The 26,815-nt window shown below is 67.9% G+C and carries 32 protein-coding genes and 2 pseudogenes; 22 read left to right on the top strand and 12 right to left on the bottom strand.

Translation table 11 applies throughout. The features are described from left to right. Positions 1-7 precede the first annotated feature (7 nt). The 6 genes from JFB92_RS08145 to JFB92_RS08120 all read right to left on the bottom strand — a co-directional run bounded on the left by JFB92_RS08145 (position 8) and on the right by JFB92_RS08120 (position 6,972). Positions 8-2,149 carry a peptidase domain-containing ABC transporter gene (locus tag JFB92_RS08145; protein ID WP_199036845.1) on the bottom strand — a complete coding sequence of 714 codons (2,142 nt, stop codon included), beginning with the start codon at positions 2,147-2,149 and terminating at the stop codon, positions 8-10. Between the two features lie 2 nt (positions 2,150-2,151). Then, positions 2,152-2,640: a hypothetical protein gene (locus JFB92_RS08140; RefSeq protein WP_199036844.1), complete on the bottom strand. Its 489-nt coding sequence runs from the start codon at positions 2,638-2,640 to the stop codon at positions 2,152-2,154. After that, on the bottom strand, positions 2,630-5,560 hold the full coding sequence (locus tag JFB92_RS08135; protein ID WP_199036843.1) for a type 2 lanthipeptide synthetase LanM family protein: 2,931 nt from the start codon (positions 5,558-5,560) through the stop codon (positions 2,630-2,632). The genes JFB92_RS08140 and JFB92_RS08135 overlap by 11 nt, the downstream gene beginning before the upstream one ends. A gap of 435 nt (positions 5,561-5,995) precedes the next feature. After that, positions 5,996-6,229: a mersacidin/lichenicidin family type 2 lantibiotic gene (locus JFB92_RS08130; protein WP_199036842.1), complete on the bottom strand. Its 234-nt coding sequence runs from the start codon at positions 6,227-6,229 to the stop codon at positions 5,996-5,998. Positions 6,230-6,246: 17 nt separating this feature from the next. After that, entirely contained in the window at positions 6,247-6,471 is a 225-nt protein-coding gene (locus JFB92_RS08125; RefSeq protein ID WP_199036841.1) for a mersacidin/lichenicidin family type 2 lantibiotic, read from the bottom strand. 291 nt (positions 6,472-6,762) lie between these two features. Then, entirely contained in the window at positions 6,763-6,972 is a 210-nt protein-coding gene (locus JFB92_RS08120; RefSeq protein ID WP_199036840.1) for a hypothetical protein, read from the bottom strand. 145 nt (positions 6,973-7,117) lie between these two features. On the opposite strand from JFB92_RS08120, the gene JFB92_RS08115 reads away from it, so the two are divergent. The 3 genes and pseudogenes from JFB92_RS08115 to JFB92_RS26900 form a co-directional block, all read left to right on the top strand. Next, entirely contained in the window at positions 7,118-7,303 is a 186-nt protein-coding gene (locus JFB92_RS08115) for a hypothetical protein (protein WP_199036839.1), read from the top strand. Positions 7,304-7,437: 134 nt separating this feature from the next. Beyond that, the gene (locus JFB92_RS26905) at positions 7,438-7,740 is read left to right on the top strand and encodes a transposase (RefSeq protein ID WP_199036967.1); all 303 of its coding nucleotides are present in this window, start codon (positions 7,438-7,440) and stop codon (positions 7,738-7,740) included. Next, a pseudogene (locus JFB92_RS26900) lies at positions 7,677-7,808 on the top strand (transposase); the annotation flags it as partial. The gene JFB92_RS26905 and the pseudogene JFB92_RS26900, both read left to right, overlap by 64 nt. A gap of 201 nt (positions 7,809-8,009) precedes the next feature. On the opposite strand, the gene JFB92_RS25425 reads toward JFB92_RS26900, so the two are convergent. Continuing rightward, positions 8,010-8,264, bottom strand: a complete 255-nt coding sequence (locus JFB92_RS25425) for a hypothetical protein (protein ID WP_233162639.1) — start codon at positions 8,262-8,264, stop codon at positions 8,010-8,012. Next, a complete protein-coding gene (locus JFB92_RS08100; protein WP_199036836.1) occupies positions 8,257-8,577 on the bottom strand; it encodes a hypothetical protein in 321 nt (106 codons plus the stop codon). Before JFB92_RS08100 ends, JFB92_RS25425 begins: the two co-directional genes overlap by 8 nt. Before the next feature lie 193 nt (positions 8,578-8,770). Here JFB92_RS08100 and JFB92_RS08095 point away from each other — a divergent pair, with 193 nt between their 5' ends. From JFB92_RS08095 to JFB92_RS25415, 8 genes are all read left to right on the top strand, one after another. Further along, complete coding sequence (locus JFB92_RS08095) at positions 8,771-9,637, top strand: Scr1 family TA system antitoxin-like transcriptional regulator (protein ID WP_199036834.1); 867 nt, start codon at positions 8,771-8,773, stop codon at positions 9,635-9,637. A 31-nt stretch (positions 9,638-9,668) separates the two neighbouring features. After that, complete coding sequence (locus JFB92_RS08090; protein ID WP_307789066.1) at positions 9,669-9,863, top strand: DUF397 domain-containing protein; 195 nt, start codon at positions 9,669-9,671, stop codon at positions 9,861-9,863. 234 nt (positions 9,864-10,097) lie between these two features. Beyond that, positions 10,098-11,363, top strand: coding sequence for an ATP-binding protein (locus JFB92_RS08085; protein ID WP_199036830.1), 1,266 nt, complete (start codon positions 10,098-10,100; stop codon positions 11,361-11,363). Positions 11,364-11,595: 232 nt separating this feature from the next. Next, positions 11,596-11,847, top strand: coding sequence for a helix-turn-helix domain-containing protein (locus JFB92_RS08080; protein WP_199036828.1), 252 nt, complete (start codon positions 11,596-11,598; stop codon positions 11,845-11,847). Positions 11,848-12,121: 274 nt separating this feature from the next. Beyond that, positions 12,122-12,544: a hypothetical protein gene (locus tag JFB92_RS08075; RefSeq protein WP_199036826.1), complete on the top strand. Its 423-nt coding sequence runs from the start codon at positions 12,122-12,124 to the stop codon at positions 12,542-12,544. A 90-nt stretch (positions 12,545-12,634) separates the two neighbouring features. Then, positions 12,635-13,372 (top strand): ATP-binding cassette domain-containing protein, encoded by a 738-nt coding sequence (locus JFB92_RS08070; protein ID WP_233162663.1) that lies wholly within the window; start codon positions 12,635-12,637, stop codon positions 13,370-13,372. Positions 13,373-13,679: 307 nt separating this feature from the next. After that, positions 13,680-14,636 (top strand): DUF7224 domain-containing protein, encoded by a 957-nt coding sequence (locus tag JFB92_RS25420; protein ID WP_233162637.1) that lies wholly within the window; start codon positions 13,680-13,682, stop codon positions 14,634-14,636. Further along, a complete protein-coding gene (locus JFB92_RS25415) occupies positions 14,633-15,217 on the top strand; it encodes a hypothetical protein (RefSeq protein ID WP_233162635.1) in 585 nt (194 codons plus the stop codon). The genes JFB92_RS25420 and JFB92_RS25415 overlap by 4 nt, the downstream gene beginning before the upstream one ends. A gap of 14 nt (positions 15,218-15,231) precedes the next feature. Here the strand turns inward: JFB92_RS25415 and JFB92_RS26895 are convergent. The 4 genes and pseudogenes from JFB92_RS26895 to JFB92_RS08050 all read right to left on the bottom strand — a co-directional run. After that, positions 15,232-15,456 (bottom strand): annotated as a pseudogene (locus JFB92_RS26895) (transposase); the annotation flags it as partial. Between the two features lie 31 nt (positions 15,457-15,487). Further along, a complete protein-coding gene (locus JFB92_RS08060; RefSeq protein WP_199036821.1) occupies positions 15,488-15,787 on the bottom strand; it encodes a Smr/MutS family protein in 300 nt (99 codons plus the stop codon). A 12-nt stretch (positions 15,788-15,799) separates the two neighbouring features. Continuing rightward, positions 15,800-16,762: a quinone oxidoreductase family protein gene (locus JFB92_RS08055; RefSeq protein ID WP_199036819.1), complete on the bottom strand. Its 963-nt coding sequence runs from the start codon at positions 16,760-16,762 to the stop codon at positions 15,800-15,802. A gap of 35 nt (positions 16,763-16,797) precedes the next feature. After that, positions 16,798-17,532 carry a RibD family protein gene (locus tag JFB92_RS08050; RefSeq protein WP_307789065.1) on the bottom strand — a complete coding sequence of 245 codons (735 nt, stop codon included), beginning with the start codon at positions 17,530-17,532 and terminating at the stop codon, positions 16,798-16,800. A 78-nt stretch (positions 17,533-17,610) separates the two neighbouring features. On the opposite strand from JFB92_RS08050, the gene hisI reads away from it, so the two are divergent. From hisI to JFB92_RS07995, 11 genes are all read left to right on the top strand, one after another. After that, complete coding sequence (gene hisI, locus JFB92_RS08045; RefSeq protein WP_199036817.1) at positions 17,611-17,955, top strand: phosphoribosyl-AMP cyclohydrolase; 345 nt, start codon at positions 17,611-17,613, stop codon at positions 17,953-17,955. Continuing rightward, positions 17,952-18,488 (top strand): Trp biosynthesis-associated membrane protein, encoded by a 537-nt coding sequence (locus JFB92_RS08040; RefSeq protein ID WP_199036815.1) that lies wholly within the window; start codon positions 17,952-17,954, stop codon positions 18,486-18,488. The genes hisI and JFB92_RS08040 overlap by 4 nt, the downstream gene beginning before the upstream one ends. Positions 18,489-18,494: 6 nt before the next feature. After that, positions 18,495-19,295 carry an indole-3-glycerol phosphate synthase TrpC gene (trpC, locus tag JFB92_RS08035; RefSeq protein WP_372451601.1) on the top strand — a complete coding sequence of 267 codons (801 nt, stop codon included), beginning with the start codon at positions 18,495-18,497 and terminating at the stop codon, positions 19,293-19,295. Between the two features lie 13 nt (positions 19,296-19,308). Further along, positions 19,309-20,517 (top strand): tryptophan synthase subunit beta, encoded by a 1,209-nt coding sequence (trpB, locus tag JFB92_RS08030; RefSeq protein WP_372451596.1) that lies wholly within the window; start codon positions 19,309-19,311, stop codon positions 20,515-20,517. Beyond that, the gene (gene trpA / locus JFB92_RS08025; RefSeq protein WP_199036811.1) at positions 20,517-21,305 is read left to right on the top strand and encodes a tryptophan synthase subunit alpha; all 789 of its coding nucleotides are present in this window, start codon (positions 20,517-20,519) and stop codon (positions 21,303-21,305) included. The genes trpB and trpA overlap by 1 nt, the downstream gene beginning before the upstream one ends. 22 nt (positions 21,306-21,327) lie before the next feature. Continuing rightward, positions 21,328-22,359, top strand: a complete 1,032-nt coding sequence (gene lgt / locus JFB92_RS08020) for a prolipoprotein diacylglyceryl transferase (RefSeq protein ID WP_199036809.1) — start codon at positions 21,328-21,330, stop codon at positions 22,357-22,359. Positions 22,360-22,417: 58 nt separating this feature from the next. Beyond that, entirely contained in the window at positions 22,418-23,572 is a 1,155-nt protein-coding gene (locus JFB92_RS26535) for an FAD-dependent oxidoreductase (protein ID WP_199036807.1), read from the top strand. 17 nt (positions 23,573-23,589) lie between these two features. Further along, on the top strand, positions 23,590-24,084 hold the full coding sequence (locus JFB92_RS08010; protein ID WP_199036805.1) for a GNAT family N-acetyltransferase: 495 nt from the start codon (positions 23,590-23,592) through the stop codon (positions 24,082-24,084). Then, complete coding sequence (locus JFB92_RS08005) at positions 24,081-24,950, top strand: hypothetical protein (RefSeq protein WP_199036803.1); 870 nt, start codon at positions 24,081-24,083, stop codon at positions 24,948-24,950. The genes JFB92_RS08010 and JFB92_RS08005 overlap by 4 nt, the downstream gene beginning before the upstream one ends. Before the next feature lie 92 nt (positions 24,951-25,042). Next, positions 25,043-26,026 carry an NAD-dependent epimerase/dehydratase family protein gene (locus JFB92_RS08000; protein ID WP_199036801.1) on the top strand — a complete coding sequence of 328 codons (984 nt, stop codon included), beginning with the start codon at positions 25,043-25,045 and terminating at the stop codon, positions 26,024-26,026. After that, positions 26,026-26,790: a WecB/TagA/CpsF family glycosyltransferase gene (locus JFB92_RS07995; protein ID WP_199036800.1), complete on the top strand. Its 765-nt coding sequence runs from the start codon at positions 26,026-26,028 to the stop codon at positions 26,788-26,790. The genes JFB92_RS08000 and JFB92_RS07995 overlap by 1 nt, the downstream gene beginning before the upstream one ends. The last annotated feature ends 25 nt before the right edge of the window (positions 26,791-26,815 follow it).

Below are 26,815 nucleotides of genomic sequence, written 5' to 3'. Positions count from 1 at the left end.
CTGTCCTTCATACGGTCTGAAGCTGTCGTTCGATGAGCTCGGCGTACACGCCGCCGCGCGCGACCAGTTCGTCGTGCGTCCCCGATTCCACGATCCGTCCCCTGTCGAGCGCGAGGATGGTGTCCGCGTCGCGCACGGTGGAGAGACGATGCGCGATGATCACCTTGGTGCAGTCCAGTGTGCGCAAGTTGGTGTGCACGCGCTGCTCGGTAACCGCGTCGAGGTGTGAGGTTGCTTCGTCGAGCAGGAGCAGCCGGGGTCGCCGCACGAGCGCGCGGGCGAGCGCGAGCCGCTGTCGCTGCCCGCCGGACAGGCCTGAGCCGCCCTCGCCGAGAACCGTGTCGTACGCCATCGGCGCGGTGACGATGTCGTCGTGGACGCATGCGAGCCGCGCGGCCGCGACGACATCGCCGAATTCGGTGGCCTCGGCGCCGATGGTGAGGTTCGACAGGATCGTACCGCTGAACAGATCGGTATCCTGGGTGACGATCCCGGTGCGCCGGCGCAGTTCTGCCAGGTCTGCGCTTTCCAGGTCGAGCTCGCCGAATCGGATCGCTCCCTCGGTCGGCTTGTAGAGACCGAGGACGATCCGGGCGAGCGTGGATTTACCGGCCCCGGTGCCCCCGACGATCGCAGTGGTGGTGCCCGGTTCGAGCGTGAAGGCGATGTCCCGGAGGACGAGGGGCCCGTTTCCAGAATAGCTGAAGGCGACTTTCGCAACCTCGATGGGCGCGTTCAGATCCGGTGCGGGCCGGTCGGCGCCGTCCTGTTCGGGCGGTTCTTCGAGGACATCGCGGAGTCGGTCGAGGTGGACGCGCACGATCTGGAAGTTCTTGAAATTGCGGCCGAGCTGCGTGACAGGCGACAGTGCAGCGGCCGACAAGGCGATGAGTGTCATCAGTGTGCCGACCGACAGGATTCCCTGGAACGCGAGTGCCGCACCGGAGGTGAGCAGCAGCATCGGCGTGAGGACGGCGATGAGCGTCATGGTGGCGTCGATCACGTTGTCGAGTCGCTGGCGGCGCAGCGATGCCTGGAGCTGCGACGCGAAGCGGTGCGACCAGCGACGGACCATGACGGCCTCGGCGCCGGACGCCTTCACCGTCTCGGCGCTGCCGACTGCTTCGAACATCGTAGACTGCGCCTCGCCCAGGTAATGCAGTTCGCGTTCGGTCAGTCGCTGAGCCTTCCCCGCGGTGGCGGCCATGAGCGCGAGTTGCGCGACTGCCACCGTTAGGAGGATCCCCACGAACAGGAGCGAATGGAGCCCGATCACCGCGAGGTAGACGACCAGGAGGACCAGGTCGAGTGCGATCGCGAGGATCTGGCTGCTGAGCAGGTCTCGGACGAACGAGGTCGAGGAGACACGCACGATGATGTCACCGCTGGAACGGATCTGGAAGAACCGATATGGCAGCGACATGAGGTGGCGCAGGAAGCCGGTCATCATGGACCAGTCGGTGCGTGTCTGCATCCACAGCAGCAGCTCGGACCGGGCCAGCGTGACCAGACCATGCGTCAGCGCGAAGGTGATGGCGCCGCCCGCTAGCACCCACAGCAGATCCTCGGCGCGCGTGGGCAACACCCGATCGATGACGTATCCAGTGAGGAAGGCCGGAAAGAGCCCGAGCAGCGTCAGCGCGGCTGAAGCGAAGACGATCAGGCCCAGAACGCCCGGGTTGCGCGGCAGGTGTGGCAGGATGAACGACAACGCCCCGAAGCCCTTGCGTCGCCGGAACTCGAAGCCCTCGTCGGGGTACATCTCCAAGACGATCCCAGTGAACTTGGCACTGAACTCGGCGTCGGTGAGACGGAGGCGGCCCTGGGCGGGGTCGACGATGACGACGCCGTCGTCCGTGAACGACTCCAGAATCACGAAATGGCTCATCTCCCAGTGCACGATCATCGGGATGACGAGCTCACGGAGTGCATCGGGCTCTGCCCGGTAGGACTTCGTCCTCAAGCCGTGTTCGCGGGCCTGCGCGAGGATCTGGGCCGCGCTGGCACCGTCGCGAGCCAAGCCCAGGGCATCGCGGATCTCAGAGGTCCGTGTGTGCCGGCCGTAGTAGCCGAGGACCATCGCGAGCGCGGCGGCGCCGCATTCGGTCTGCGAGGCTTGGAGTTGGAGCGGGACCTTCGGACGGCGCACGTTCAGGCCCCTTCCTCGTCGTCGAACAGGTCCAGCAGCAGCGGCACCGCTTCGGCGTTGACCAGGACGGTCTCGCCGTAGCTGCTGTCGGCGGAGCCGGGAGAGTCGAGTTCGACCATGACCGTGGTCGCGGTGATGCCCCCACCTGCGGTGGCCTGCTCGCTCTGGACGCCGGTGCCCTCGATCTCGCCGCCGTCGGGAAGCGTCATGACGACCCGTTCGCCCACCAGGTCCGGTGGCGGCTCGGTGAAAGCGAGGACGATGGACTCCTCGTCGGTGTAGACGACCATGGCGCCGGGCCCGCGGTCGACACGGTAAGCGAGTCCGCTCGCGACGAGCGCCGCCATGCACAGGACTCCGGCGACGATCGAGCGGCGTCGCGGCATCGCCGCACCCGGGTCGAAATCCGGCGCGGCGTCGCGTCCGTCGAGGCGCGTGTAGGCGTCTACCGCCTCCTGCCGGTAGAGTCCGGGCCGCTCATTATCGGTCATCCCGCACCACCGGGGCCTCGAGCCGGAGCAGGTCGGGGACGAGCGTCGGGTCCGCCTTGCGGGCGAGTCCCCAGGCTATGCCGGCGAGGCCCGTCATGAGTCCTGGTGTCTCGACCCCGTGCGGGACGCCGCAGAGCCAGCCGTTGCCGGTCCCGTCGGCGATGATGGCCTTCCAGAGGCGGGGCAGGCGCTCGCGGATGCTGTCGTCATCGACGATGGTGTCGAGGATGAGCAGGTTGCCGACGTCGCCGTGGCAAATCGAGTGGTTGCCGGTCCCGGTAACGGGGTCTCCGTCCCAGCCGGCGGCGTTGAGAATCACAGCCGCCCGGTCCTGTTCGGACCGGAGCCGCTCGAGGTCGAGCCCGTGGCCTCCGGCGTCGCGGATCATCCTGCGGGCGAGCCCGATGCCCGGCGCGCCGTGGCACCAGGCGTTCATGACGGTGCGGCCGCCGGGGTTGTCGATCCGCAGATCTGTCCACACCCCGTTCTCGCGGTCGAACGTGGAGGCTTCGTAGGCGAGCGCGCGCTCGATCGCCTCCGGGTACCGCTCGTCGGGACTGATCGCGTTGAGCCGGGCGAACGCGGCGGCGATGCCGGCGGTGCCGTGCGAGAACCCGTTGAGGGGGACGCCGCCGTTGGACGGGCCCGCCCAGGCCCAGCCGTCGTCGCCGAGGTCGAGTCGGGCTTCGAGCAGGCGTTCGCCGGCCTTGCGGGCGAGGTCGAGCGCGCCGCGCCCTGGGGCGGCGGCTTCCAGGGACTCCATGACGAGGATCAGGCCCGCGGCCCCTGAGACGATGTCGAAACTGACGTCCTGGTCCACTAGGAGGTCGAGGATCGGTGCCAGTTTCATCGCGGCCTCGGCGCAGTCCTCGCGGCCATGCCTGACGGCGGCGTGGGCGAGCGCGTACACGGTCCCGGCCGTCTCGTTGAACGCGCCTATCGGGGTCAACTTGATGTCGGGCGCCGTCTCGGGATCGTCGACGATACGGCCGAGCAGATGGGCGCGTGCGACAAGGTAGTCGTCGAGCCGCTGCACCTCATCGGTGAGGGCGCGGTTGCCGGTGACCGTGGCGACAGCGTCGAGGGCGTGGGTGATCCCACTGACGCCATTGTAAAGCCCGAGTGGCGTGGGGGCGACCATCCAGTGCTGCTCGTCGTAGAGGTCCAGGCCGAGCCAGCCAATAGTGTCGTCCCCGCGGATGAGGAGCGATTGGATGCGCTTCGCGACGGTGAGCGCCGTTTCCTCGAAGTCTCCCGCCTCTGCGGGCTCGGAGGGCAGCGGCTGAGACCAGTTCGGCCAGCGGGCCTCCTTGCCGGTCATGGTGGTGGCGGCGAGCGCGGCGTCGATGATCCACTTCTGGCGCAGGTGGTCGGCCTCGGCGAGCCCGCCGATGCGCTTCCGGACCGCCTCGATCGGACGCCCCCGTTCGCCGATCGGCCGTGGCGGGGTACCCCCGTACAGAGTTCCCGTCGAGGTTTCGATCGTGAACACGGGCACGTCCCCGTTGGCGAGTTCGGCTGTCTCGGCGGCGATCATGGCGTTCTGCTCGGGCCGAGACTCGTGGCCGGTGCGGAGCCGCGCGAGGGACCGGTCGCGGTCGAGTCCGTCGCGGAGGAAGTCGGGGTGTGTGCTCTCGAGCAGCACGGTGCCGTAGACGTGCGTGGCTCGGGCGATGTGCCTGGTGTGCAGGGACTCGAATGCCGCGATCGGCCCGCCGTCGGCGAGGAGTTCCGCCGCGCGCCGCTGCAGGAGGTCGTAGACCTCGCTGAACCCTGCGGAGACGGCGCCGCGGCGCTGGGCTATGTCGATACTGGATCCATCCTCGGCGACGGCGAGATTGTTTTCGGCGTCCATCTCCATGCGGCGCTTGACCAGTCTCATCGTGTCGGTTTCGGCGCCATCCCAGTCCGGCACGGGCATCGGGGTGAGCTGGCCTCCGTGGCCGGAGGCGCCCGACATGTCGAGCGCGTGGGTGCCGTCGCGATCGCGCATGACGATCGGATTGGGGAGCAGTCCGGTCGAGTGGACCGACTGGGCGAGCGCTACGGCCGCGGCGTCGCTGGTGCCCTCCACTTTGGCCACGGCATCGGTCTTGTCGGAGTGGAGGAGCGTCTCCAAGTCCACCAGGACCGGGTACTCGCCGTCGGCGATGACGTTCTCGAAGTGGAAGTCGGTGGCGTGCAGCGCGTAGAGGATCGCGGCGAGCGCGCCGGTGCGCCAGGCGAAACGGTCGACACCGTCGGTGCCGACGGTTCGATCGGACCGCAGGAATCGCACCCAGCCGTGGTCGCCGCGGTCGACGGTAGTGACGGCGGCCAGGTCGAGTCTGAGGCCTTGCGCGTTGATCCAGTCGATGAGGCCGTTGTACGCCATGTCCATGGTGAGGGATCGCGGCTTGTAGACGACCGAGCCCTGGTCGAAGTGGAGGATGCACACCGAGCGGCCGTGGTGGTGGCGGTCGCCCTCGCCGATGCCGATGGACTCGAGCCGCGCGGCGTCCTTCAGGCTTGGAATGCCAGTGCGGATCGTGTCGAGGTCGTCCGCAAGGTGTGTGAGCAGTTCGACCTGGGTCTCCATCCAGTACCGTAGTTGCGTGACGACCAGGCGTGCGAGTACGACGTACTCCTCCCACAGCGGCACCGCTGCGGCGTCCTCTGACAACTGACGGCAGAAATCTGCGAAGCGGGCGGAGGGGTCGTCGCCGGAAAGGCGCCCTTCGACCCGGAACACGTTGAGCTCCAGAACGGATACCCGCTGCATGTACCTCTGGAGGTGCTTGAGTGGCACGGTCTCCAAGAAGCGCTCGACGACATGTGCGTCCGCGAAGACCGGGTCGTTCTGCTCGGTCACGATCGCGGCGAGCCTGGCCTCGAGCTCTTCGAGAGCGCCTTCGAGAAGCGGCCGGGCCCACTCGAGCATCCGCAAGTCGCCGTGGACCCGACGTGCCTCAGCCTGCCGACCGCTGCTCCACCAGCGCCGAAATGACTGATGCCAATCGGGCTCTTCGGGTCGACGCGCCCGCAACGACACCTCAGTCTCCCCCAGGAGACCGCTGAAGTCCTCCAACGTCAGGCCCGCGGAGTCCAACCACTCGGCGATTCCGCGCCCCTCCTCCCTGAAACACTTGAGTTCGGCCCACATCTCCAGACGGCGCACCGCACGCTGGTAGTCGCTCTCGCTTGGCTCTGTTCCCCACTCGAGACGCTCGGGCAGTGTCGCGGCAAGGTGCCAGGGGAGCTCGGGACCTTGGGGCGGTATGCGGTCCATGGCGGTTCCAATCCAAGTTGTGGGAAGGCGGTCGGTGTCTCGATGGCCGGGGCGGCGGTCGGCGCACCGCCGCCCCTCTTGTGGTCGCTACGTGCAGGTAGGCACGTCGCAGGCCAAGCCGCAGACGGTGATGCCCGAGTACCAGGGAAGGCACCAGCAGCAGCCTCCGGTCCAGATGTGATGGGTTCCGGCGGCACCGGCGACCTCGCCGAGAGCGAGCTCGTCGATTTCCGTCAAGCCGGTCCCGGCGGGGTGCTCGGGGGCCGTTTCGCCTAGGGAACGGCGGTACTCGGGTTCTTTCCAAGCGCGCACGGTGTCCATGCGATGTCCTTTCTGGATCAGCAGCAGCCGCGGGTGCCGAATTGGCAGCTGCCGCACATGGTTCCGGTGGGAGAGCAGAAGGTGGCGGTGAGGGCGACCGTGGCGCACCACCACGAGGTGCCGCCGGTGACGTCGAGGACGGCGTCGTCGTTGAGATCCACCAGGCCGGCCGGGTTGTCCTGGACGTCGCCGCCCAGCTCGTGCCGGCGTTCGGGGTCCTTCCAAGCGCGAATGTCGTTCATGTGACGACCTCTTTCTCGAGGTAGGGTGGTATGGCCACGAACCCTTGGTAGGGCCCGTGGGAGGGGATGGACCCCCGGTCAGAGGGAACGGTCCATCCCCGCTCGCATCGGTCCGATCGGAACGCCTTCTGTCGTCGTCCCGATGGGTCCGATGGATCTGATCTTCAGCGGATGTGGCAAGAGATTTGCATCAGTTCCGCAACGGCCGCCTCTGGAACCGACGGTTCTATTGCAGCGCGGAAGATGTGAGATGCTCCTCAGTTAGGTACCCGTGGTATTCGAGCGTGGGGATCAGGCGCAGGTGAGGTTCAGGCTCGTGGAGGCGCAGAGCGGTGTCGCGGTGCCGCAGAGCGGGCTCAGCGTCGCGGTCGCATTGACCGTGCCGCCGCCCAAAGCCCGCTCGGCGAGATCTTCGTCGAGATCGACCAATCCTGCGGGGTGAGTGCCGTCCGCTGCGGCGGTTCGCTCCTCCGGACGCTTCCAGGCGCGTATGTCGTCCATGGGCTCGGCTCCTTCTGATGAAGTGGGTTTTCCGACCGATCCTCAGTGGGGTGTGCATGAAATGTGCAATAGATTCGCACGAGAGCGTCATCGGCGGGACATCAGTCGGCCGTCCGGCATTCGTACGAGACTCGTGCAAGGGCGCGTGAGTGTCGGGCTTGGATCACCGCACGCGTGTGAATCCTTCCTGCGCACCGATACCCGGGAGTACGTGCTCATCGGCACCGTGAACCCGTGGTACATCGGCCGCGAGGTCGCCGTCACCGGGGAACTCGGTGAGGGTTCGCGGGTGTGCATGCAGGGCGAGCCGTATGAATCGCCCCGGCTGTGATACCGGGTCGGTCAGGGCTCTTGGAAGAGTTACTTGACCTCTCGGATCTGCGGTTCAGCGGCGCTGCGCCGGAAGCGACACCCATCGAGGTCAACTTGTTCGTCGAAGAACCCTAAGTAAGAAGAGCCGCGAAAATCCACGCCACGACCGACCGAATCGGCCTGCCTCTCAGTGTCGAGGTCAGCGCCGCAGGCGTCCGCGACAAGCGCCTCCTGGGGCGCACGGTCGATAAGATCGGTCCCATCAGGCAGCGTTTCGGCAGGCCATGGCACTGCCCGGACAAACTCCACGGTGACAAGGGATACGACTACGATGATTGCCGCGCCGCGCTGCGGAAGCGGGGCATCACCCCCCCCGGATGGCCCGGAAGGAGATCGAATCGTCCCAGCGCCCGGGCCGCCACCGGTGGGTCATCGAGCGCACGTTCTCCTGGCTGACCGGCTTCCGCCGCTTGAGCCCTCGATACGAACGCCGCAGCCACGACTACCTGGCCATGGGCACCCTCGCTGCCGCCATGACCTGCTTCGGCCGACTCATGAAGGGAGCCAACAACCCCATACCGGACACGGGACTACCTACTTGGGCGTGCGCGGAGTCGGGTCGGGTGCGGCGGTGCTGTGGAGGACCTGCGTCCGGCAGGGACGCGAACAACGGCATGGCCCCACCGCCGCACCCGAGCTTGGCAGCCCAGTGGCCCGGTGGCCGGTTATCCGGTTTCGGGGTCGGTGATGATCTTGCGGGCCTCGGCCGCGATCCAGGAGCACCAGCGGTCGCCGTTCCAGGGCCCATGCCAGCGGATCGCCTCGGTTCGGTCGGCGGGGATGCGGCAGACCTGGGACGGGCCGTTGCCGTCATCGCAGTCGACCCGGTAGGAGTCCGGGTCGAACCGGAAGACGACGAAGACGGCCGGGCCGCGCCGGAACTCGCCCATATAGGAGTCGATCATGTCGGCTTCAGCCACTGCACAGCCTCACGCTTCCGGCCGCTGGGCCCTGGCCGTTGTAGAAGACCATGAAGGAACTGGCCTCGAACCAGTCCCGCCAGGACTCGGACGCGGTGCGCCAGTGCGGACCCCAGGTGGCGCGGAGTTCTCCGGTGTTGATGCCCGAGACCACGAGCACCACCTCGGCACGATTGCCGTCCGCATGGACCTGGAATGAGTCCGGAGCGTCCGGGCCGGAGGCCCGGACGGTGAAGCGGCGGACGCCGTCGCTGAACCGCCCGCGGTCGAGCCCGGCCGGAGCCATTGATCTTGATCGGTGGATGTCAGTCATGTCGGTTCTCCTCCCGTTGACGAAGCCACCGTATTCGCAGGTCAATAGCCAGAACCAGATCTCATCTGCGGTCGTGTCCCGACCGAACGGCTCGGCCGCGGAACCGGTGTCTCATTGAGATGGCCACTGTGCGCCACTGATTTGCGACAGGTGGTTCAAGTGGGGGATGTGAGACAACGCACCATATGCCATCATGACCGGCATGCCATCGAATCCGAGGTTTGACGCTTGGGTCATTGTCAACACCCTGAACCGGCTCTACGAGAAGCACGACTTTCCGTCTCTTCGGGAGGGTGCCCGGTTCTTGGTGATGCACAAGGACACGCTAGCCAGGGCGCTCGACGGGACCACGAAGCAGTTCGATCCGAGCAGGGTGCAAGGCATGGCGATCCGGCTCGGTGCGCCGATAGGTGTAGCACAGCAGCTCTTCGAGCTGGCAGCGCAGACTCATGTCACGAACGCCTCGGGCTTCCAGGAGTCACCAGGGACGAGTGTGCCTGCGAAGGATTCGCCGTTCGGCTTGATCGAGCTGGCTGCCAAGCGGATGGACGTCTATGAGGAGGGCCTAGTCAATGGACTCCTACAGACACGTGAGTACATGGAGGAGCTTGTTCGGGTTCACCATGATGGTGCACCTAGGCGTCCACTCAACTCGGTCGAGAACAAGCTCGAACGCCAGCAGCTCGCCTTCGAAGAGGGAGATCCTCCTGAAATGAGAGTGATCCTCAACGAGCAAAGTTTGCTCAGGATCGCGAACTCGGCGCTCTACGAACCGCAGATCGAACACATGCTCGGCTTGATTGAGCGGTATGGGATCGGCGTCTACATCCTGCCGGTAGCGAAGGGAATCCACGCAGCGTACATGGGGTCGTTCACGATTATGGGGTTTGACCATCCGGAAGGGTTCGAGCTCGCCTACGTGCCGTCGATCGCCGGAGCGAGCTGGGTGGAGGATACGAGCCTGATAGGCCAGTGTCGTACGCTCTTCAAAGTCACCTTGCGCGAGTGTATAGAGCTAGGAGCGTACGTAAATGCTGACAAACGAGTGGCGGAAATCTAGCCGCAGCGGCGCCGGTTCGAATGACCAGTGCGTGGAAGCTCGCTTCCTGTCCAGCGAGTGGCGGAAGTCTAGCCGCAGCTCCGGCGGCGCGAATGACCAGTGTGTGGAGGCCCGGGCCCTCGCCGGTGCGGTCCAGGTCCGTGACACCAAGCTCGGCGAAGAGTCCCCGATCCTCGATGTCTCCCCGGACACCTGGCGCGGCTTCGTTGCCGCTGCCGCGAACTAGCGACCTCCGACCAACCCCGCAGTCCTCAGCCTGCGTCCGGGGTCGGGAGCCGTACGGTTCCCGACCCCGCTGTTCGTGGTGGCCACCGGGTGCAGATCTGGAGCGCGAAGCTGGCGGATTTGCGCCGTGGGAGTGGCAGATTTGCGATTGAGCCTTGGCAGATTTGTAATTAGGATCTGGCGGATTTGCGGTTTGGCGGCGGCGGATTTGTCATTAGCTGGTAGAGTCCTGGCCATGGTGAAAGTACCTGGATATCGCCCGAGGCGAGCGTTTGAGCTGGTAAACGAGGCACTTGACGATACCCGCATCGTGGTGATCAACGGTGCGAGACAAGTAGGCAAGAGCACGTTGGCTCAGCGTGCTACCAAGGATCGCCCGGACAGCGTCAGCCGGTATCTTGACGATGCCGAGACCCGACTGGCGGCAGAGGGCGATCCGCTTAGCTTCGCCCGGCATGAGGGCCTGATGCTGATCGACGAGGTTCAGCGAGTGCCCGACCTGTGGCTCACTATGAAGTACCTGGTCGATCAAGACCCGCGACCAGGCCAGTTCCTACTGACGGGGTCCGCGCGTCTTCTGGCGATGAAAGAGCTGCCGGACTCACTGGTAGGACGCAATCAGACCATTGAACTATGGCCCTTGTCACAGGGTGAGATCGACAGCGCTCCAGATGGCTTCGTCGACGCCTGTTTCGCGCACGGCCCGGATATCACGGCCGTCGACCTTGGGCTGCGCAAGCGGGACTACTTCGATCGAATGTGTCGCGGAGGATTCCCCGAGGCTGTCCGAAGGGAGTCGCCGAAGCGACGCAGGGACTTCTTCGACAGCTACTTCGCCGACATCATCAACAGGGATGTGAAGCAGGTGGCCGATGTAAGGCGGGCGTCTGAGGTGAAGCATCTGATCAGTCTCCTGGCCGGGCAGGTATGCGGATTGGTCAACTACAGCGCGCTCGCGCGGCGTCTCGACTTGAATGTGCATACAGTCCAGTCCTATCTCGACATTCTGGAACTGATCTTCCTGGTCAGGAGGATTCCTGCCTGGTCTTCGGGCGCGGTGGCCCGAACGGTGTCAGCGCCGAAGATCGCCTTCACCGATACGGGATTCGCTGGACACGTAGCCGGGGGACAGAAGTCCGACGGCCTAGACGGTGGACTCTTGGAAAACTTTGTCGTTGCCGAGATCGGCAAGCAGGCCACCTGGGCAGAGGAACGATTCGAGATGTTCCATTTCCGCGACCGTCGCCAGAATGAAGTTGACCTGATGCTTGAGGACTGGGGAGGAAACATCATCGGCATCGAGGTAAAGGCCGGTGAAACGGTTCGCAAGGACGACCTTCGTGGGTTGGAATTGCTCCGCGATAGGCTTGGAGATCGATTCCTAGCCGGGTTCGTCCTGTACTGCGGCGGCAACTCGTTGTCATTCGGGGACCGGCTCCGCTGCCTCCCCATCTCGGCACTGTGGACCACCGAGGCACCGCCGTCCCAATTCGACTATTAGGGCGGAACGGCTCCTCGTCTCCTGGCGATAGTGCCCCACCCCGCCCGCACCCTCACCGACGCTCTCGCGGTTGCCCACTGGCGACGCCGCCATCAAACCCGCGCACGCAAGTCTCACTAACAGCGAAACCTCAAGCAGCACAACAAATTACGGCTGTCATGATAGAATTTCGTCCGGAAAGTGATGTTAGTTCCTTCCCCCAGGAACCCCGGAATTGCGAAGGAACAACTCCATGCACTCCCCCGGTCCACACCTCGAGCCAAGCGATCACCTGTCGGCCCGCGTGAAGCAGGTCCTCATCTACGCGGCCGCTGGACTGACCAACCGGCAGATCGCCGACCGCCTGTTCGTCTCAAGACGCTCAGTAGACCGCGACGTGAAGGAAGCCTGCGAGGCCCTCGAGATGCCGACGCGCACGGCGGTCGTGCTCGAGGCGTATCGAGTCGGCGTGATCAGAGATGACCATCTTTCCGAGTTGAGATGACTACCTACGGTATGCAACCGCCATGGAATGTCGCAAAAACGCCAAACTATGCCCCTATTTGACAGATTTGCATGCGCCGCTTGTCAACTGGCAGTGACGACGTCACGCTCGATTGGTCACCGACCCGTGTCGGTGGTGTCAACCTGGCGCTGAGTTCTCCCGAACGCCTCGCCAGGTTGACCGAGACAGCGCTCGGACGAACGACGTCGGCACCTGTTCTCAACGAGATCGTAGCAACGCCGCCGTCCTCGTCCGCCCAAGCGAAAGGACATGCATGCGCAACAAGCTCAGAGTGGGGCTCTTCTCGACTTCAGTCGCGGTAGCTGTCGCAGGCTTCGCCTCTCCGGCCATGGCCGAGGGCAGCTGGGACAGCTACTTCAACGGCGTCCGGGACGGGTTCGAGACTCGGTCGTGGCACGACAACCAGAGCGACAGCGTCAACACGGTGTCGACGATCGACAACTGCGAGGTCCGTGACAGCGACGGGGACTACAAATACGGCTCGATCGAGCAGATCCTGTACCGCGAGCGGAGCCTCCGGCCCGATGTCAGCTACGGGGATCTGACATCGGACTGCGACAGCTCCTCTGACTCGGTGAGCTGGGATCCCGGAAGCGAGGGCGACTTCCACATCACATTCGATGACATCATAGGCGGCGTCGTAGCCAGCGCCGACACGCACGATGTGAGCTACTGAGGACCCGTCCCAGTACAGGTCCCGGCTGCTCATCGAGCAGCCGGGACCTACACCATACATACTGAGAGGAACGACACTTTGGAATTCGGTATGCGTGACTGCCGATTCTCGTACCGTCCCCTGTTCCGAGAGCATCGCGTGTTCGACGGGCTTTCCGTTCAGTTCGACACGGGACGCACGCTTCTACTGGGGCCAAATGGGGCCGGAAAATCCACGATGATGGCCCTCCTGGCCTCAGCCGTCATGCCCAAAGAGGGGCAGGTGTACTTCGGAGAACTGCGACCGTCTCGCCGTCGGGAACAGGCGGCTTTCCGCCGCAACGTCGGCTGGGTCCCGCAGCGCGTCAACGCCATGCCGGGTCTCAACGTGCGAGAGCAGGTCGCCTACGCCGGATGGCTCAAGGACATGCCCAAACACGATGCCTGGGATGCGGCGATGCCCGCGATCGAGAAGGTCGGCCTTGCCGACCTGGCCGAACGCCCGTCCAAGGCGTTGTCCGGCGGTCAGAACCGACGCCTGGGCATCGCAATGGGACTGGTCCATCGCGCGAAGGTCCTCATGCTCGACGAGCCCTCGGCAGGACTCGACCCTCTTCAACGGGAGGATCTGAGAGTCACGCTCGCTCAGACCGGCGAGCACGCCGACCTCATCGTGTCCACCCACGATACCGACGACATGGGCTCCCAGTATGACCACGTCGTGGTCCTGGCAGGCGGCTCAGTGCGCTTCCAGGGCACTACGAAGGACTTCATGGAGCTGGCTGAGCGGGACGGGAGCGACTCGGCTCGCGCGGCCGCCGCATACCGTTCCTTGGTACAGGAGTCCTGACGTGCGAGCGAAGACGCTGTGGACCTCCTCCCCGAGCCTGTATCTACTGCCGATCCTCGCCCTGCTCGGCTGGTACCTCACGACCGCCCTGGAGCCACCCGGATTCGACGGTTTCCCGGGAGTCACCAGCCATGTCGCGGCTTCCCTGCCGTTCGCCATCCTGCCCGCGGCGGCTACGGCCGCCTGGGACATAGGACGGCTGCGCCAATCCGGACTGCTGAGGACGGCTCCCGCTCGCAATCGGCTCCGAGTCCTGGCCCAAATGACCCTCCCCGGGTGGGCCTGCGGTCTCTGGACCGTGGCGGTGATGCTGACCGCGGCCATGCGAATGGCCGATGACCCGTTCGATTCGTTCAATCTCGCGCCGTTGGTCGTCTCCTTGGCGGTGCTCTCCGCATGGACACTCGTAGGTGCAGCAGCGGGTGCGTATCTACCGCCAGTCGCCGCCGCCCCTGCCGCGGCCATAGGCGGGTACGTTCTCTATTCGGGCTCCGCGGCGCTCACCGACCCGAAGTGGCGTCACCTGACCGGCTACTCATGGTCCGAATGCTGCACGGTCGACCAGCAGCCGGATCCGACCCTGATATGGGCTTCACTGCCTTTGGCTCTCGCGTTCGCACTGGCCGCGATCCTGGTGCTGTCCGATCTGGGGCGGTTCTGGACGCGCGGACTCGGCGCCGTGGCCGCCGTGGCCACCGCCGGAGCAATCGCGTTCCCCGCCGCTTCCGGACTGGGATACATACCGGTCGTCGCACGCGACGACGACGATCTCACCTGCGAGACCTCACGTGTCGAGGTCTGCGTCTGGCCCGAATCCCGCGAACTTCTGCCGCTGGCGGTCCAGACCGCCGACCAGATCGCGTCGGAACTCGAGCCGTACGAAGTCGACCTCTCCAACGGGTTCCGGCAAGGAAACCGCGCGGTACCCGGCCAGTGGAGATTCGTCATACGCGAGGATTTCAACGCCGATCTGATGCGCAAGTCAATGATCTCGGCCCTTCAACCGAGCAGCACCCACTGCGACGACCCCCAAGACAGGTTCTACGCTATGCAGATCCTCTCGACCGCATGGATCCAGGTTGTGCTCGCGGAAGTCACACCGGACGAGGCCGCCGATGACTTCAGGCTCGGCCCCGACCAGAAGTCGGCTCTCGAAGATCTGCTTTCCCAGCCCGCCGCTGACCAGGGTGCGTGGTTCGACTCGGCGGCAGCGGAACTGGCCGAATGCCCTGGAACCGGATCGGCTGAGGAGCGGCAACGGTGATCTGGTGGGTGAAGTCCCGCCGTCTGTGGTCAGTCGCGGCGGCGATGGCGGTGTTCTGCGCGGGAGTCGAGCTAGTGGGCTCCCGGACGATTCCGCTACCGGTGGTTGGCGCGGCATCGGCGATCCCACTGGTGACGGTGTTGCCCCTGTTGGTCGCGGTCGCGCTGATCTCGAGCATGGAGCCGGCCGACAAGAACGTGGAGGGGGCTGCGGCGCGACCGCTGACCGCGCTGAACCTGGCAGTGGTCGCGACCGTGCTGGTAGTCACGGCAGTCTCGGGTGCGGTCCTCGGCGACGGTGCCGATGCCGAGCTGTGGGACCGGGCGGTGCGGAACCTGGCGGGCGTCATCGGATATTCACTCATCCTCTTGCGAATTTTCGCCGGAAGGACCGCGAATACGCTGATGACAGTGGTCGTGCTCCTTTCGGTCTCGTTTGGAAGAACTCCCGACGGACGGCTGCTCCCGTGGTCATGGATCAACACGGAGTCGGGGCACGTGTGGTCGGCGTATCTCGCTTTGGGGCTGCTGGCCACAGGAGTCGCGGCGACGATCGCACCTCGGCGATTCCGGCCGACCTGACCAGACTGGTCGCGGGCACGAGCGATGAGGGTGTCGACCCGCCGGTCGCCGTCGAGGTCGGCCACGGTCTGCCCGGCCGGCACCTCGACCATATATGGCATCCGGCGGGCTTCCAGGAAGGACCGGAACCGCCCGTCGCGGCCGTAGACCGAGTCGGCCGCAACCCAGCCGGCCTCGAGCCCGGCCGCGAGTGCGCGGCCGATCATGGCCTCGGCCAAGCGGGGCTCGGTCAGCGCACCGGTGGCGACACAACAGATTACGGCTGCCGTGCTAGCGCTTGCGGCGTTTGCCCTGGCCCCTACTGTGCTGGCCGTGCCCATGTTGGAAGTGGACGAACAGTCGGCCGAAGTTCTTGGAGTCCTTGTCCACCCGGTGGTACAGGGCCTTGATGTCCTTCTGGTCCAAGAACCGCAGGACCTTCTTCTTGAGCTGCCCCGAGCCCTTGCCCGGGATGATCTCGACCAGGTCGATCTTCTTCGCGACCGCCTCGTCGATGATCTCCCGCAGCGCCTTCTCGATCTGGTCGCCCCGGTTGTAGATGTCGTGCAGGTCCAGCACCAGTTTCGCCATCGCGCCGGGCCCCTACGGAACGAGGATCAGTTTGCCGGTGGTCTTGCGCGACTCCAGTGCCTGGTGGGCCTCGACGGCCTCGTCCAGGCGGAACGTCTCATGGACCCTCACATGCAGGTTGTTGTCCTCGATCATCCCGAACACGTCGGCGGCGCGCGAGAGGTACTCCTCGCGATCGGCCATGTAGTGCTTGAGCGTGGGCCGGGTCAGGAACAGCGAGCCCTTCGCGTTGAGCAGCTGCGGATCGAACGGCTCGACCGCCCCGCTCGCCTGCCCGAACAGGGCCATCATGCCCCTGGGCCGCAAAGCGTCCAGTCCGGCCTCGAACGTGGCCTTGCCGACCCCGTCGTACACCGCCGCCACGCCCTCGCCGCCGGTCAGCTCCCTGGCCCGCTCGGCGAAGTCCTCGTAGAACAGCACATGGTCGCAGCCGTTGGAGCGGGCCAGCTCGGCCTTCGCATCGGTCGAGACCGTGCCGATGACCGTGCCGCCCTTGTACTTGATCATCTGCGTCAGCAGCAGCCCCACGCCCCCGGCCGCGGCGTGGACCAGGACGGTCTCGCCCGGCTGCACGTCGTGGACCGAGTTGCACAGGTAGTGGGCGGTGAGCCCCTGCAGGATCACCGCCGCCGCGGTCTCCGGGGACACCTTGGGCGGCACCGGAACGAACTCCTCGGGCGGGCCGATCACGATGTCGGCGTAAGAGCCCGGCACCTGCGGCCAGGCCACCTCGTCGCCGGGCTTGAACTCGGTGACGCCCTCGCCGACGGCCGCGACCGTGCCGCCGCCCTCCAAGCCCGGAGTGAACGGCAGCGGGACCGGATACTGCCCGGATCGGTGGTAGGTGTCGATGTAGTTGACCCCGGCGGCCGCCACCCGGACCGAGATCCGGCCCGGCCCGGGGCCGGGGTCCTCGCCCTCGAGCAGCCGCATCACGTTGGGGCCGCCGGTCTGCTCGACCACGATCGCCTTCATGACCAATCCTTCCGCCGGAGACAAGGAACAACGTATCAGCGGCCCTGTCCGGTACGCCGGGCTCCTCCGCACACACGGCCCACCGATAACCCGAGGTCGTCCCTGGTGCGGTACACCGCCAGCGCGATATCGCCGATCCGCCGGACCTCCGCCAGCTCCATCGGGTTCCGCGGCGACTGGGGGAACTCCGCCGGCTGCACGAACCGGGCCCCGCCCCACACCCCCAGCAGGAACGGCGCGAACGCCAACTGCATCTCGTCGACCAGCCCCTGCGAGAGGAACGCGGTGTGCACCACCCCGCCGCCCTCGACCAGCAGCCGCCCGACCCCGCGCCGGGACAGGTCGGCCAGCGCCCGCGTCAGGTCCACCGAGTCCTCACCGACCGGCACCAGCACCGACGACCCCGGCCGCAGCGGGCACGACACGGCCCCGGCCTCGCTGGTGTAGACGATCGGCACCGGGTCGCCGGTGTTGAACAGGCGCGCCTGCGGGTCGAGCTCGCCGGAGGGGGAGAAGACCACCCGCATCGGCGTCGGCTCCCGCCCGGCCGCCCGGCGCAGCGCCAGCCGCTCCGGCGAGCGCACCAGCAGCCGCGGATCGTCGGCCCGGACCGTGCCCGCGCCGACCGCGATCGCGTCCACGCTCGCCCGCAGCTCGTCCACCCGGTCCAGGTCGGCCGCGTTCGAGAGTGTCAGCCGCTTGTCCGAGTCGTCGTCGAGAAAGCCGTCGATGCTCATCGCGGCCGAAACGATCACATAGGGACGATTCACGACACGAGCATCCCATGATCTGCGCCGACCCGGGCCCGAGTGGCGGTCCGGTCACGGCAGCGGTCACAATCATTAAACGTGGAAGGCCGACAGAGCAGCGAGGACGCCCTAGCGGGCGTCAAGTTCAACGAGCAGGGCCTGGTGCCCGCGATCGCCCAGCAGCACGACACCGGGGAGGTCCTCATGCTCGCGTGGATGAACGCCGAGGCGCTGCGCCGCACCGTCGACACCCGGGAGGGGACCTACTGGTCGCGCAGCCGCGGCGAACTGTGGGTCAAGGGCGCCACCTCCGGGAACCGCCAAGAGGTCAAGTCCGTCTCGATCGACTGCGACGGCGACACCGTGCTGCTCCAGGTCGACCAGACCGGCCCGGCCTGCCACACCGGCACCCGCACCTGCTTCACCGGAAGGCGGATCGTATGAACGGGTCGGCAGAGAGGGCCCGGACCGTGCTGTTCGGGCTCGCCGCGACCGGCGGCGCCGCGCTGGCCGCCACCCGCGACTGGACCTCCGAGACCGTCGAGAACGCCGTCGGCATCGCCTCCACCGCCTCCCAGCCGGGCACCGAGCTCGCCCCGTGGGGCCTGGGCTGCGCGCTCGCCGCCGGAGCGGCCTTCCTCGCCATGCTCGTCGTCGGCCGCCGCACCCGCCGGGCCCTCGGGGTCGTGGCCGCCCTCGCCGGGCTCGCCGTCGTCCTCGCCGGGGCCCTCTACGCCGCCGAAGGGCTCGCCCCGATCGGCCTGGCCGCCGCCGGGCTCCTCATCGCCCTCGCCGGGGCCGCCGCGGTGCTCCGCTCCGGTCGCTGGCCCGAGCCGTCAGCCCGCTACGATTCGAATCCCGTCGATGGCGACGCCATAGCAGAGGACCCGGCCAAGCTGTGGAACGCCCTCGACTCCGGTCAGGACCCCTCGTCGCCTAATATCACGGCAGCGGCGCAGGAGAAGGGACGATCTTAGGTGAACGTGCTGGAGCAGATCATCACCGATGTCCGCGCCGATCTCGAGCGGCGGGAGAACGAGGTGCCGCTCGAGGCGATCCGCGAGGCCGCCGAACGCGCCGCGGCCCCCCTGGACGGCTACGCCGCGCTCAACGGCGGCGGCGTGAGCGTCATCGCCGAAGTCAAGCGCGCCTCCCCCTCCAAAGGCTCCCTCGCCGACATCCCCGACCCGGCCGACCTCGCCGCGGAGTACGCCGCCGGGGGCGCCGCGGTCATCAGCGTCCTGACCGAGCCCAACTACTTCAAAGGCAGCCTGGACGACCTCGACGCCGTCCGCGCCAGGGTCGATGTCCCCCTGCTGCGAAAGGACTTCGTCGTCTCGCCCTACCAGGTGCTCGAGGCCCGCGCCCACGGCGCGGACGTCGTCCTGCTCATCGTCGCGGCCCTCGACCAGGACACCCTCGTGTCCCTCCACGAGCGCGTCACCGGCCTGGGCATGACCGCCCTGGTCGAGGTCCACACCGAGGCCGAGGCCGACCGGGCGCTGGCCGCCGGGGCGAAAGTCATTGGCGTCAACGCCCGCGACCTGACTACGCTCCAAGTGGACCGCTCGGTGTTCGAGCGGATCGCCCCGGGCCTGCCCCGCGACGTCGTCAAGATCGCCGAATCGGGCGTCCGCGGCACCCGCGACCTCATCCGCTACGCCTCCTCCGGGGCCGACGCCGTGCTCGTGGGCGAGGGCGTCGTGAAGCAGCGGAGCCCGCGCGAGGCCGTCGCCGAACTGGTCACCGCCGGGTCGCACCCGGCCACGCCACGACCGATCTAAGAGGGGAACCATCGTGACCAACCCTGACCTCAACGGGCATTGGGGTGCATTCGGGGGCAGGTTCGTCCCCGAGGCGCTCATCGCCGCGCTCGAGGAGCTCGAGACCGTCCACAACAAGGCGATGGAGGACCCCGAGTTCCAGGCCGAGTTCGCCAAGCTGTCGAGCGAGTACGGCAACCTGCCCTCGCCGCTCTACAAGGCCGAGCGGCTCTCCGAGGAGGCCGGGGTCGAGATCTGGCTCAAGCGCGAGGACCTCAACCACACCGGCGCGCACAAGATCCGCAACGTGCTCGGCCAGGCCCTGCTCACCAAGCGGATGGGCAAGACCCGGGTCATCGCCGAGACCGGCGCGGGCCAGCACGGCGTCGCCGCCGCCACCGCCGCTGCCTACTTCGGCTTCGAGTGCACGGTCTTCATGGGCGAGGAGGACACCCGCCGCCAGTCGCTCAACGTCGCCCGCATGCGCCTGCTCGGCGCCGAGGTCGTGCCCGTCACGACCGGCTCGCGCACCCTCAAGGACGCCATGAACGAGGCGCTCCGCGACTGGGTCGCCACCGTCGACGACACCCACTACCTGATCGGCTCGGTCGGCGGGCCCCACCCGTTCCCCAAGGTCGTGCGCGACCTGTGCCGCGGCATCGGCGACGAGGCCCGCGCGCAGATCCTCGACCGGGTCGGCCGCCTGCCCGACCTCGTGGCCGCCTGCGTCGGCGGCGGCTCGAACGCGATGGGGACCTTCACCGCGTTCCTCGACGACGACGTCAAGCTCTACGGCTTCGAAGCCGGAGGCGACGGCGCCGACACCGACCGCACCGCCGCCGCGATCAACTCCGGCGGCCTCGGCGTCCTCCACGGCGCCCGCACCTACGTCCTCCAGGACGAGGACGGCCAGACCAAGGAGTCGCACTCGATCTCGGCGGGCCTGGACTACCCGGCCGTCGGCCCCGAGCACGCCCACCTGCACGCCACCGGCCGCGTCACCTACGAGGCGGTCACCGACGCCGAGGCGATGGACGCGCTCGCGCAGCTGGCCCGCACCGAGGGCATCATCTGCGCCATCGAGTCCGCCCACGCCGTCGCCGGCGCCCTGCGGGCCGCCAAGGACCTCGCCCCCGGATCGCTGGTGCTGATCAACCTGTCCGGCCGCGGCGACAAGGACATGGGCACCGTCGTGGACTACTTCGACTTCACCAAGAAGCCCAGCGACAAGGGAACCGAGTGATGAAGAGCGCCGACGCATTCGCGAAGACCAAAGCTGAAGGCCGCGCCGCCCTGGTCGGCTACCTCCCGGCGGGCTTCCCGACCCTGGCCGACTCCATCAAGGCCATCGACATCCTCATCGACCACGGCGCCGACCTCATCGAGGTCGGCATGCCCTACTCCGACCCGGTCATGGACGGCCCGGCCATCCAGCGGGCCGCCGACCGGGCGCTGGCGGCCGGATTCCGGACCAGGCAGGTCTTCGAGGTCGTCGAGGCCGTCGCCGGGCGCGTCCCGATCCTGTCGATGACCTACTGGAACCTCGTCGAGCACTACGGCGTCGACGCCTTCGCCCGCGACTTCGCCGCCGCAGGAGGGGCCGGGCTCATCACCCCCGACCTGATCCCCGAGGAGGCCGTGGACTGGATCGCCGCCTCCGACGCGCACGACCTCGACCGGGTCTTCCTGGTCGCGCCCTCTTCGACCGAGGAGCGGATCGCCGCTACCGTCGCGGCCTGCCGCGGCTTCGTCTACGCCCAGTCGGTCATGGGCGTCACCGGCGCCCGCGCCGCCACCTCGGCGGCCGCCCCGAAACTGGTCGAGCGGGCCCGCGCCCACACCGGCCTGCCCATCGGCGTCGGCCTAGGTGTGCGCGACGGCGACCAGGCCGCCGAGGTCGCCGCCTACGGCGACGCCGTCATCGTCGGCTCGGCCATCGTGAACTGCTACCTGGAGACCGACGACGTCCCCGCAGGGCACCGCCGCCTGGCCGAACTGACAACCGACCTGGCCGAGGGAGTGGCCCGATAGCCGTCCGATACGGTTTATCGTCGTGGACCTCGCATTCATACCCAGTCCCAGCGAATCCGTCTGGCACCTGGGCCCGATCCCCATCCGCGCCTACGCGTTGGCCCTGATCGCGGGCATCGTCGCGGCCTGCTGGATCACCGAGGCGCGGATGCGCTCCCGCGGAGCCCCCAAATGGGCGGTGCTCGACATCGCCGTGTGGGCGGTGCCCTTCGGCGTCGTCGGCGGCCGCCTCTACCACGTCTTCACCAGCCCCGACGCCTACTTCGGGGCCGACGGCGACCCCTGGAAGATCCTCGCGGTCTGGGAGGGCGGCCTGGGCATCCCCGGCGCCGTCGTTCTCGGCGGCGTCGGCGTCTGGTTCGCCTGCCGCCAGCTCGGCCTGCCGTTCACGATGGTCGCCGACGCCCTCGCCCCCGGCCTGCCGGTCGCGCAGGCGATCGGGCGGCTCGGCAACTGGTTCAACCAGGAGCTGTACGGCAAGCCCACCGAGGTCTGGTGGGCGCTCGAGATCGACCCCGAGCACCGAATCGAGGGCTACGCCCAGTACGCCACCTTCCACCCGACGTTCCTGTACGAGGCGCTGTGGAACGTCGGCGTCGCGCTGGTCGTGTGGGCCGCCGACCGCAGGTTCAGGTTCGGGGCCGGGCGGGCCTTCGCCATCTACGTCCTGCTGTACGGCGTCGGACGGTTCTGGATCGAGGCCATGCGCATCGACCCGGCCGAGGCATTCGGCGGGATGCGGCTCAACCAGTGGATGAGCCTGGCCATCATCGTCGGCGCGATCATCTACCTGCTGCGCTCGCGCGGCAAGCGGCAGGTCCTGCTGCTCGACGGCGAGACCCTCGTGCCGTTCGACTGGGACTCCTCCGAGGCGAAGTCCGCCGGATACGTCGGCGGGGCCCTGCCCGCCGGGACCGAGCCGAAGCTCGAGGAGGACTCCGAGGAGTCCGATGACGAGGACGAACCCGGCGAGTCCGGGGATTCCGACGACGAGCCCCCGAAACGGGAACGAGACGGAGAATCCAAAGGACGGGGCCGAGGAGACGTATATTGAGGCGGGCCGCATCCGCGACGACCGCTGACCGCCACCGCTTCCCCCGGGCAGGTGCAACGTGCATAACCGTAGAGCCGTAGTCGTCGGCGCCGGCATAGCCGGCCTGGCCAGCGCCATCATGCTCTCCAAACTGGGCTGGCGGGTGGCGCTGCTGGAGCGGCGCGAGCGGTTGCGCGGCGACAACGTCGGAATGGTCCTGTGGGCCTCGGGCGTGCGCGCGCTGCGCGCCCTCGGCATCGACGCCGCCCTCGACGCGGGCGGGACGCCCGTCCACCACTTCGAGATCCGCACCGACGAACGGCAGGTCGGGTCCTTCTCGGCGGCCGCCGTCGGCGCCGACGACGGCGCGCCGTCGGTCATGATCCACAACGCCGTGCTCTACGAGGCGCTCGTCAGCCACCTCGGCCGCGACGTCGAGGTCCACCCCGACACCCAGGTCTCCCGGATCGACCTGGTCGACCTCGCCGCCGGGGACGCCACCAGACGCTGGGACGCCGACCTGATCGTCGCCGCCGACGGCGTCGACTCGCCCACCCGCGCGCTCATCACCTCCGGCGCCCCGACCGTCGACGCCGGGGTCGTGGCCTTCCGCGCCACCATCCCGGCCCACCGCGCCCCCGAGCGCGGCAGCGAGGCCGTCGAGATCTACGGGCCCGACCGGCGGCGCTTCGGCTACGCCGACCTCGGCCATTCCGGGGCCTGCTGGTGGGCCACCGTGCCCGGCGGGATGCGCCCGGAGTCCCCGCAGATCCAGCACGAGTTGATCAACCGGTGGTTCGGCGACTGGCCCGCGCCGGTGGGCAAGTTCATCGCCGCCACCCGGCCGACCGAGCTGACCCAGCAGGCGGTGCGCTTCGTCTGGCCGCTCCCGGCGAAGGTCTACCACACCGACGGCGACAGGGGACTGGTCCTGACCGGCGACGCCGCCCACGGGACCGCCCCGGTCCTCGCCCACGGCGCGAGCCTGGCCCTGGAGGACGCGGTCACCCTCGGTTGGGCGCTGCGGCACCACCCCGAATCGGTCCCCGACGCCCTCCACGCCTACGACCGGGCCCGGGCCGGCCGCATCCGCAAGGTCGCCCGGCTGTGCCGCCGCGCCCACCTGGTCGCCTCCGGCGGCCCCGGCGTCGCCCGCGGCATCCTGCGGGCCATGCCCGACTCGTGGCTGACCAGCCGCGCGGTGTCCCTGGCGGACTGGCAGCCGCCGCGCTGACCAAATATCGTATGACCATGCTCATCCGAGACGCCGAGCCGGGCGACTGGCCCGCCATGTGGGCCTTCATGAAGCCGATCATCGAGGCCGCCGAGACCTACCCGTGGCCGCCGGACACGACCGAGGAGTGGGCGCGGGCGTACTGGATAGAGCGGCCCGAACCCGCCTCGCGCCTGGTCGCCGAGATCGACGGCCGGATCGCGGGCACCGTCGAGATCCACCCGAACCTGCCCGGCCAGGGCGCCCACGTCGCCAACGCCGGGTTCATGGTCGACCCGGCCTTCGGCGGCCGGGGCCTGGGCCGCGCGCTCGGCGAGGCCGCGATCGAGCGGGCCGCCCGCGACGGCTTCCACGCCATGCAGTTCAACGCCGTGGTCGAGACCAACGAGCGGGCCGTGCAACTGTGGCACTCGCTCGGGTTCGAGACGCTCGCGGTCATCCCCGACGGCTTCCGCCACCCGGTCCGCGGACTGGTCGGGATGCACCTGATGTATAGGCTTCTCAAGTTATGAGCGCACTCCGCCAATCCATTCGCTCCCTGGGCATCCCGCACCCCGAGACCGCGATCGCCGCCCACAGTGCCATCGGCTCCGACCCGGCCGTGCTGGCCCACACCGGCGACCTGCCGCAGACTCCGGACGCGTTCCCGGCCTGGATCAAGTCGACCGTCCTCAACGGCAAGGGCACGCTGTTCGAGCAGTTCGAGAACGCCGTCCCCATCGCGCTCGGGGAGAAGCCCGAAGAGGAGACCGAGCGCCTGCTGCGGCTGCTGGCCGTCCGCCCCCGCACCGTGCCTGAGATCGCGCGCATCACCAAACGCGAGGACTTCGCCGGGGAGCTGGAGCGCCTGGCCGAGGCCGGGCTGGCCCGCACCGACCCGAACCCGCTCGAACCCGAGCTGCCGTTCTGGACCATGGGCCACCGGCCCGCCCGCTTCTACTACGCGGTGATGGAGCGCTACCTGCCCCAGTGGCGGCGCGGCTACATCGCCGACAGGCTGTGGGGATGGACGCGCGCCCGCTTCCGGCGCTACTGCTGCCGCCCGGAGTTCGTCTCCCTGGCCCGCGAATGGGCCCTGGGCGACCCCCGCACCGCCACGACCACCCGCATCCTCGTCCCCGACCCCGAGTACCGGCAGATGCGCACCCTCGAACTCGCCGCCTGGGACGAGCAGGGCGGCCTGGTCGCGATCGGCACCGTCCGCTGGGGCCTGCGCATGCGCGAACGCCAGCTCAAGCGGCTGCGCTACATCAAGCGCCTGCTCGGCGACCCGCCCGTGCGCCTGTACTGCATCGCCCCCAGAGTCGACCCGGCGATCGCCGCCGACCCCGACCCGGACCTGTTCCGAGTGGGCCCGGAACTTCTACTCAGAGAGTGACATAGAGCGCGATTCCCGCTGGGCGGACGCGCCCGGGCGGCGGGTAGGCTGAAGACTCCCTTTCCCCGTAGCCGAGAGCATGAGGAGCGACGATGGCGGCAAGCGTGGACGCGGTAGTGGCCGGAGCCGGCGGATTCATCGGCGGGCACCTGGTCAAGAACCTCCTCGACGAGGGCAAGACCGTGCGCGCCGTCGACATCAAACCCCTCGACCAGTGGTACCAGGTCCACGGCGAGGTCGAGAACCTCGAGCGCGACCTGGCCGACCTCGGCAACTGCCGCGAGGCGGTCGGCGACGGCGCCGCCGAGGTCTACAACCTCGCCTGCAACATGGGCGGCATGGGCTTCATCGAGAACAACAAGGCCCTGTGCATGCTCTCGGTCCTGCCCTCGACCCACATGCTCATGGCCTCCAAGGACGCCGAGGTCGGCCGCTTCTTCTACTCCTCCTCGGCCTGCGTCTACGCCGGCTACAAGCAGACCGAGGCCGACATCGCCCCGCTGAAGGAAGAGGACGCCTACCCGGCCGACGCCGAGGACGGCTACGGCTGGGAGAAGCTGTTCTCCGAGCGCATGTGCCGCCACTTCCGCGAGGACTTCGGGCTCCAGACCCGCATAGCCCGCTACCACAACATCTACGGCCCCGAGGGCACATGGGACGGCGGCCGCGAGAAGGCCCCCGCCGCCACCTGCCGCAAGATCGCCGTCGCCGCCCTCACCGGCGAGACCGAGGTCGAGATCTGGGGCGACGGCGAGCAGACCCGCTCGTTCACCTACATCGACGACTGCGTCCACGGCTCCAAGATGCTCACCCGCGGCGACGTCACCGAGCCGCTCAACCTCGGCTCCTCCGAGCTGACGACCATCAACAACCTCTACTACCTGGTCGCCGACATCGCCGGGATCGACATCACCCTCAAGCACATCGACGGGCCGCTGGGCGTGCGGGGCCGCAACTCCGACAACACGCTCATTCAGAAGTACTACGGCTGGGAGCCCTCGATCAGCCTGCGCGAGGGCATGGCGAAGACCTACGAGTGGGTCTACGACCAGGTCAAGGCCAAACTCAACCGCTGATGGCCGATCCCAAGCTCCGCCGCGTCGACGTCCTCGGCGTCGGCGTGTCCACCGTCAACCAGGCCATGGCCCTGGCCGAGGTCACGCGCTGGATCGACTCCCGGGAGCGCCACTACGTGTGCGTCACCGGCGTCCACGGCGTCATGGAGTCCCAGCGCGACCCCGAGCTCAAGGAGATCCACAACCGCTCCGGGCTCACCACCCCCGACGGGATGCCGATGGTCTGGGCCGGCCGCAAGGCCGGCGCGGAGTGGATGGACCGCGTCTACGGGCCCGATCTGATGCTCAACGTGCTCCAGCGCGCCGCCGAGCGCGGCTGGTCGTCGTTCCTGTACGGCGGCAAGGAGGGCGTGCCCGAGCTGCTGTCCAAGAAGCTCTCCGAGCGCATCCCCGGGGTCAAGATCGCCGGTTCCTACTCGCCGCCGTTCCGTCCCCTGACCGAGGCCGAGGACGACGAGATCGTCCAGCGCATCAACGACTCCGGCGCCCAACTGGTGTGGGTGGGGCTGTCCACGCCCAAGCAGGAGCGCTGGATGGCCGCGCACCGCGACCGGCTGGCCGCCCCCGCCATGTTCGGCGTCGGCGCCGCCTTCGACTTCCACGCCGGGCTCGTCCCGCAGGCGCCGCCGTGGATGCAGCGCAACGGCCTCGAGTGGTTCTACCGGCTCACCAAGGAACCGAAGCGGCTGTGGCGACGCTACTTCCGCAACAACCCCGCCTATCTGCGGGCGATCCGCCGCAATCCCCCTCACCTTCGCGACTAAGGGGGTGCCCGGTGGATCAGACCGG

It is taken from the genome of Glycomyces salinus (genome assembly GCF_016428645.1).
Lineage (GTDB): Bacteria > Actinomycetota > Actinomycetes > Mycobacteriales > Micromonosporaceae > Glycomyces > Glycomyces salinus.
This window is presented reverse-complemented; position numbering and strand designations above follow the sequence as displayed.

Bases quoted from the DNA above. Each gene is read 5' to 3' on its own strand.
- JFB92_RS08140 (WP_199036844.1), bottom strand. From the start codon at position 2,640: ATGACCGATAATGAGCGGCCCGGACTCTACCGGCAGGAGGCGGTAGAC.
- JFB92_RS08135 (WP_199036843.1), bottom strand. From the start codon at position 5,560: ATGCTCGAGTGGGCCCGGCCGCTTCTCGAAGGCGCTCTCGAAGAGCTC.
- JFB92_RS08130 (WP_199036842.1), bottom strand. From the start codon at position 6,229: ATGGACACCGTGCGCGCTTGGAAAGAACCCGAGTACCGCCGTTCCCTA.
- JFB92_RS08125 (WP_199036841.1), bottom strand. From the start codon at position 6,471: ATGAACGACATTCGCGCTTGGAAGGACCCCGAACGCCGGCACGAGCTG.
- JFB92_RS08120 (WP_199036840.1), bottom strand. From the start codon at position 6,972: ATGGACGACATACGCGCCTGGAAGCGTCCGGAGGAGCGAACCGCCGCA.
- JFB92_RS08100 (WP_199036836.1), bottom strand. From the start codon at position 8,577: ATGACTGACATCCACCGATCAAGATCAATGGCTCCGGCCGGGCTCGAC.
- JFB92_RS08095 (WP_199036834.1), top strand. From the start codon at position 8,771: ATGACCGGCATGCCATCGAATCCGAGGTTTGACGCTTGGGTCATTGTC.
- JFB92_RS08085 (WP_199036830.1), top strand. From the start codon at position 10,098: ATGGTGAAAGTACCTGGATATCGCCCGAGGCGAGCGTTTGAGCTGGTA.
- JFB92_RS08080 (WP_199036828.1), top strand. From the start codon at position 11,596: ATGCACTCCCCCGGTCCACACCTCGAGCCAAGCGATCACCTGTCGGCC.
- JFB92_RS08075 (WP_199036826.1), top strand. From the start codon at position 12,122: ATGCGCAACAAGCTCAGAGTGGGGCTCTTCTCGACTTCAGTCGCGGTA.
- JFB92_RS08070 (WP_233162663.1), top strand. From the start codon at position 12,635: ATGCGTGACTGCCGATTCTCGTACCGTCCCCTGTTCCGAGAGCATCGC.
- JFB92_RS25420 (WP_233162637.1), top strand. From the start codon at position 13,680: ATGCTGACCGCGGCCATGCGAATGGCCGATGACCCGTTCGATTCGTTC.
- JFB92_RS08060 (WP_199036821.1), bottom strand. From the start codon at position 15,787: ATGGCGAAACTGGTGCTGGACCTGCACGACATCTACAACCGGGGCGAC.
- JFB92_RS08055 (WP_199036819.1), bottom strand. From the start codon at position 16,762: ATGAAGGCGATCGTGGTCGAGCAGACCGGCGGCCCCAACGTGATGCGG.
- JFB92_RS08040 (WP_199036815.1), top strand. From the start codon at position 17,952: ATGAACGGGTCGGCAGAGAGGGCCCGGACCGTGCTGTTCGGGCTCGCC.
- trpA (WP_199036811.1), top strand. From the start codon at position 20,517: ATGAAGAGCGCCGACGCATTCGCGAAGACCAAAGCTGAAGGCCGCGCC.
- JFB92_RS08010 (WP_199036805.1), top strand. From the start codon at position 23,590: ATGCTCATCCGAGACGCCGAGCCGGGCGACTGGCCCGCCATGTGGGCC.
- JFB92_RS08005 (WP_199036803.1), top strand. From the start codon at position 24,081: ATGAGCGCACTCCGCCAATCCATTCGCTCCCTGGGCATCCCGCACCCC.
- JFB92_RS08000 (WP_199036801.1), top strand. From the start codon at position 25,043: ATGGCGGCAAGCGTGGACGCGGTAGTGGCCGGAGCCGGCGGATTCATC.
- JFB92_RS07995 (WP_199036800.1), top strand. From the start codon at position 26,026: ATGGCCGATCCCAAGCTCCGCCGCGTCGACGTCCTCGGCGTCGGCGTG.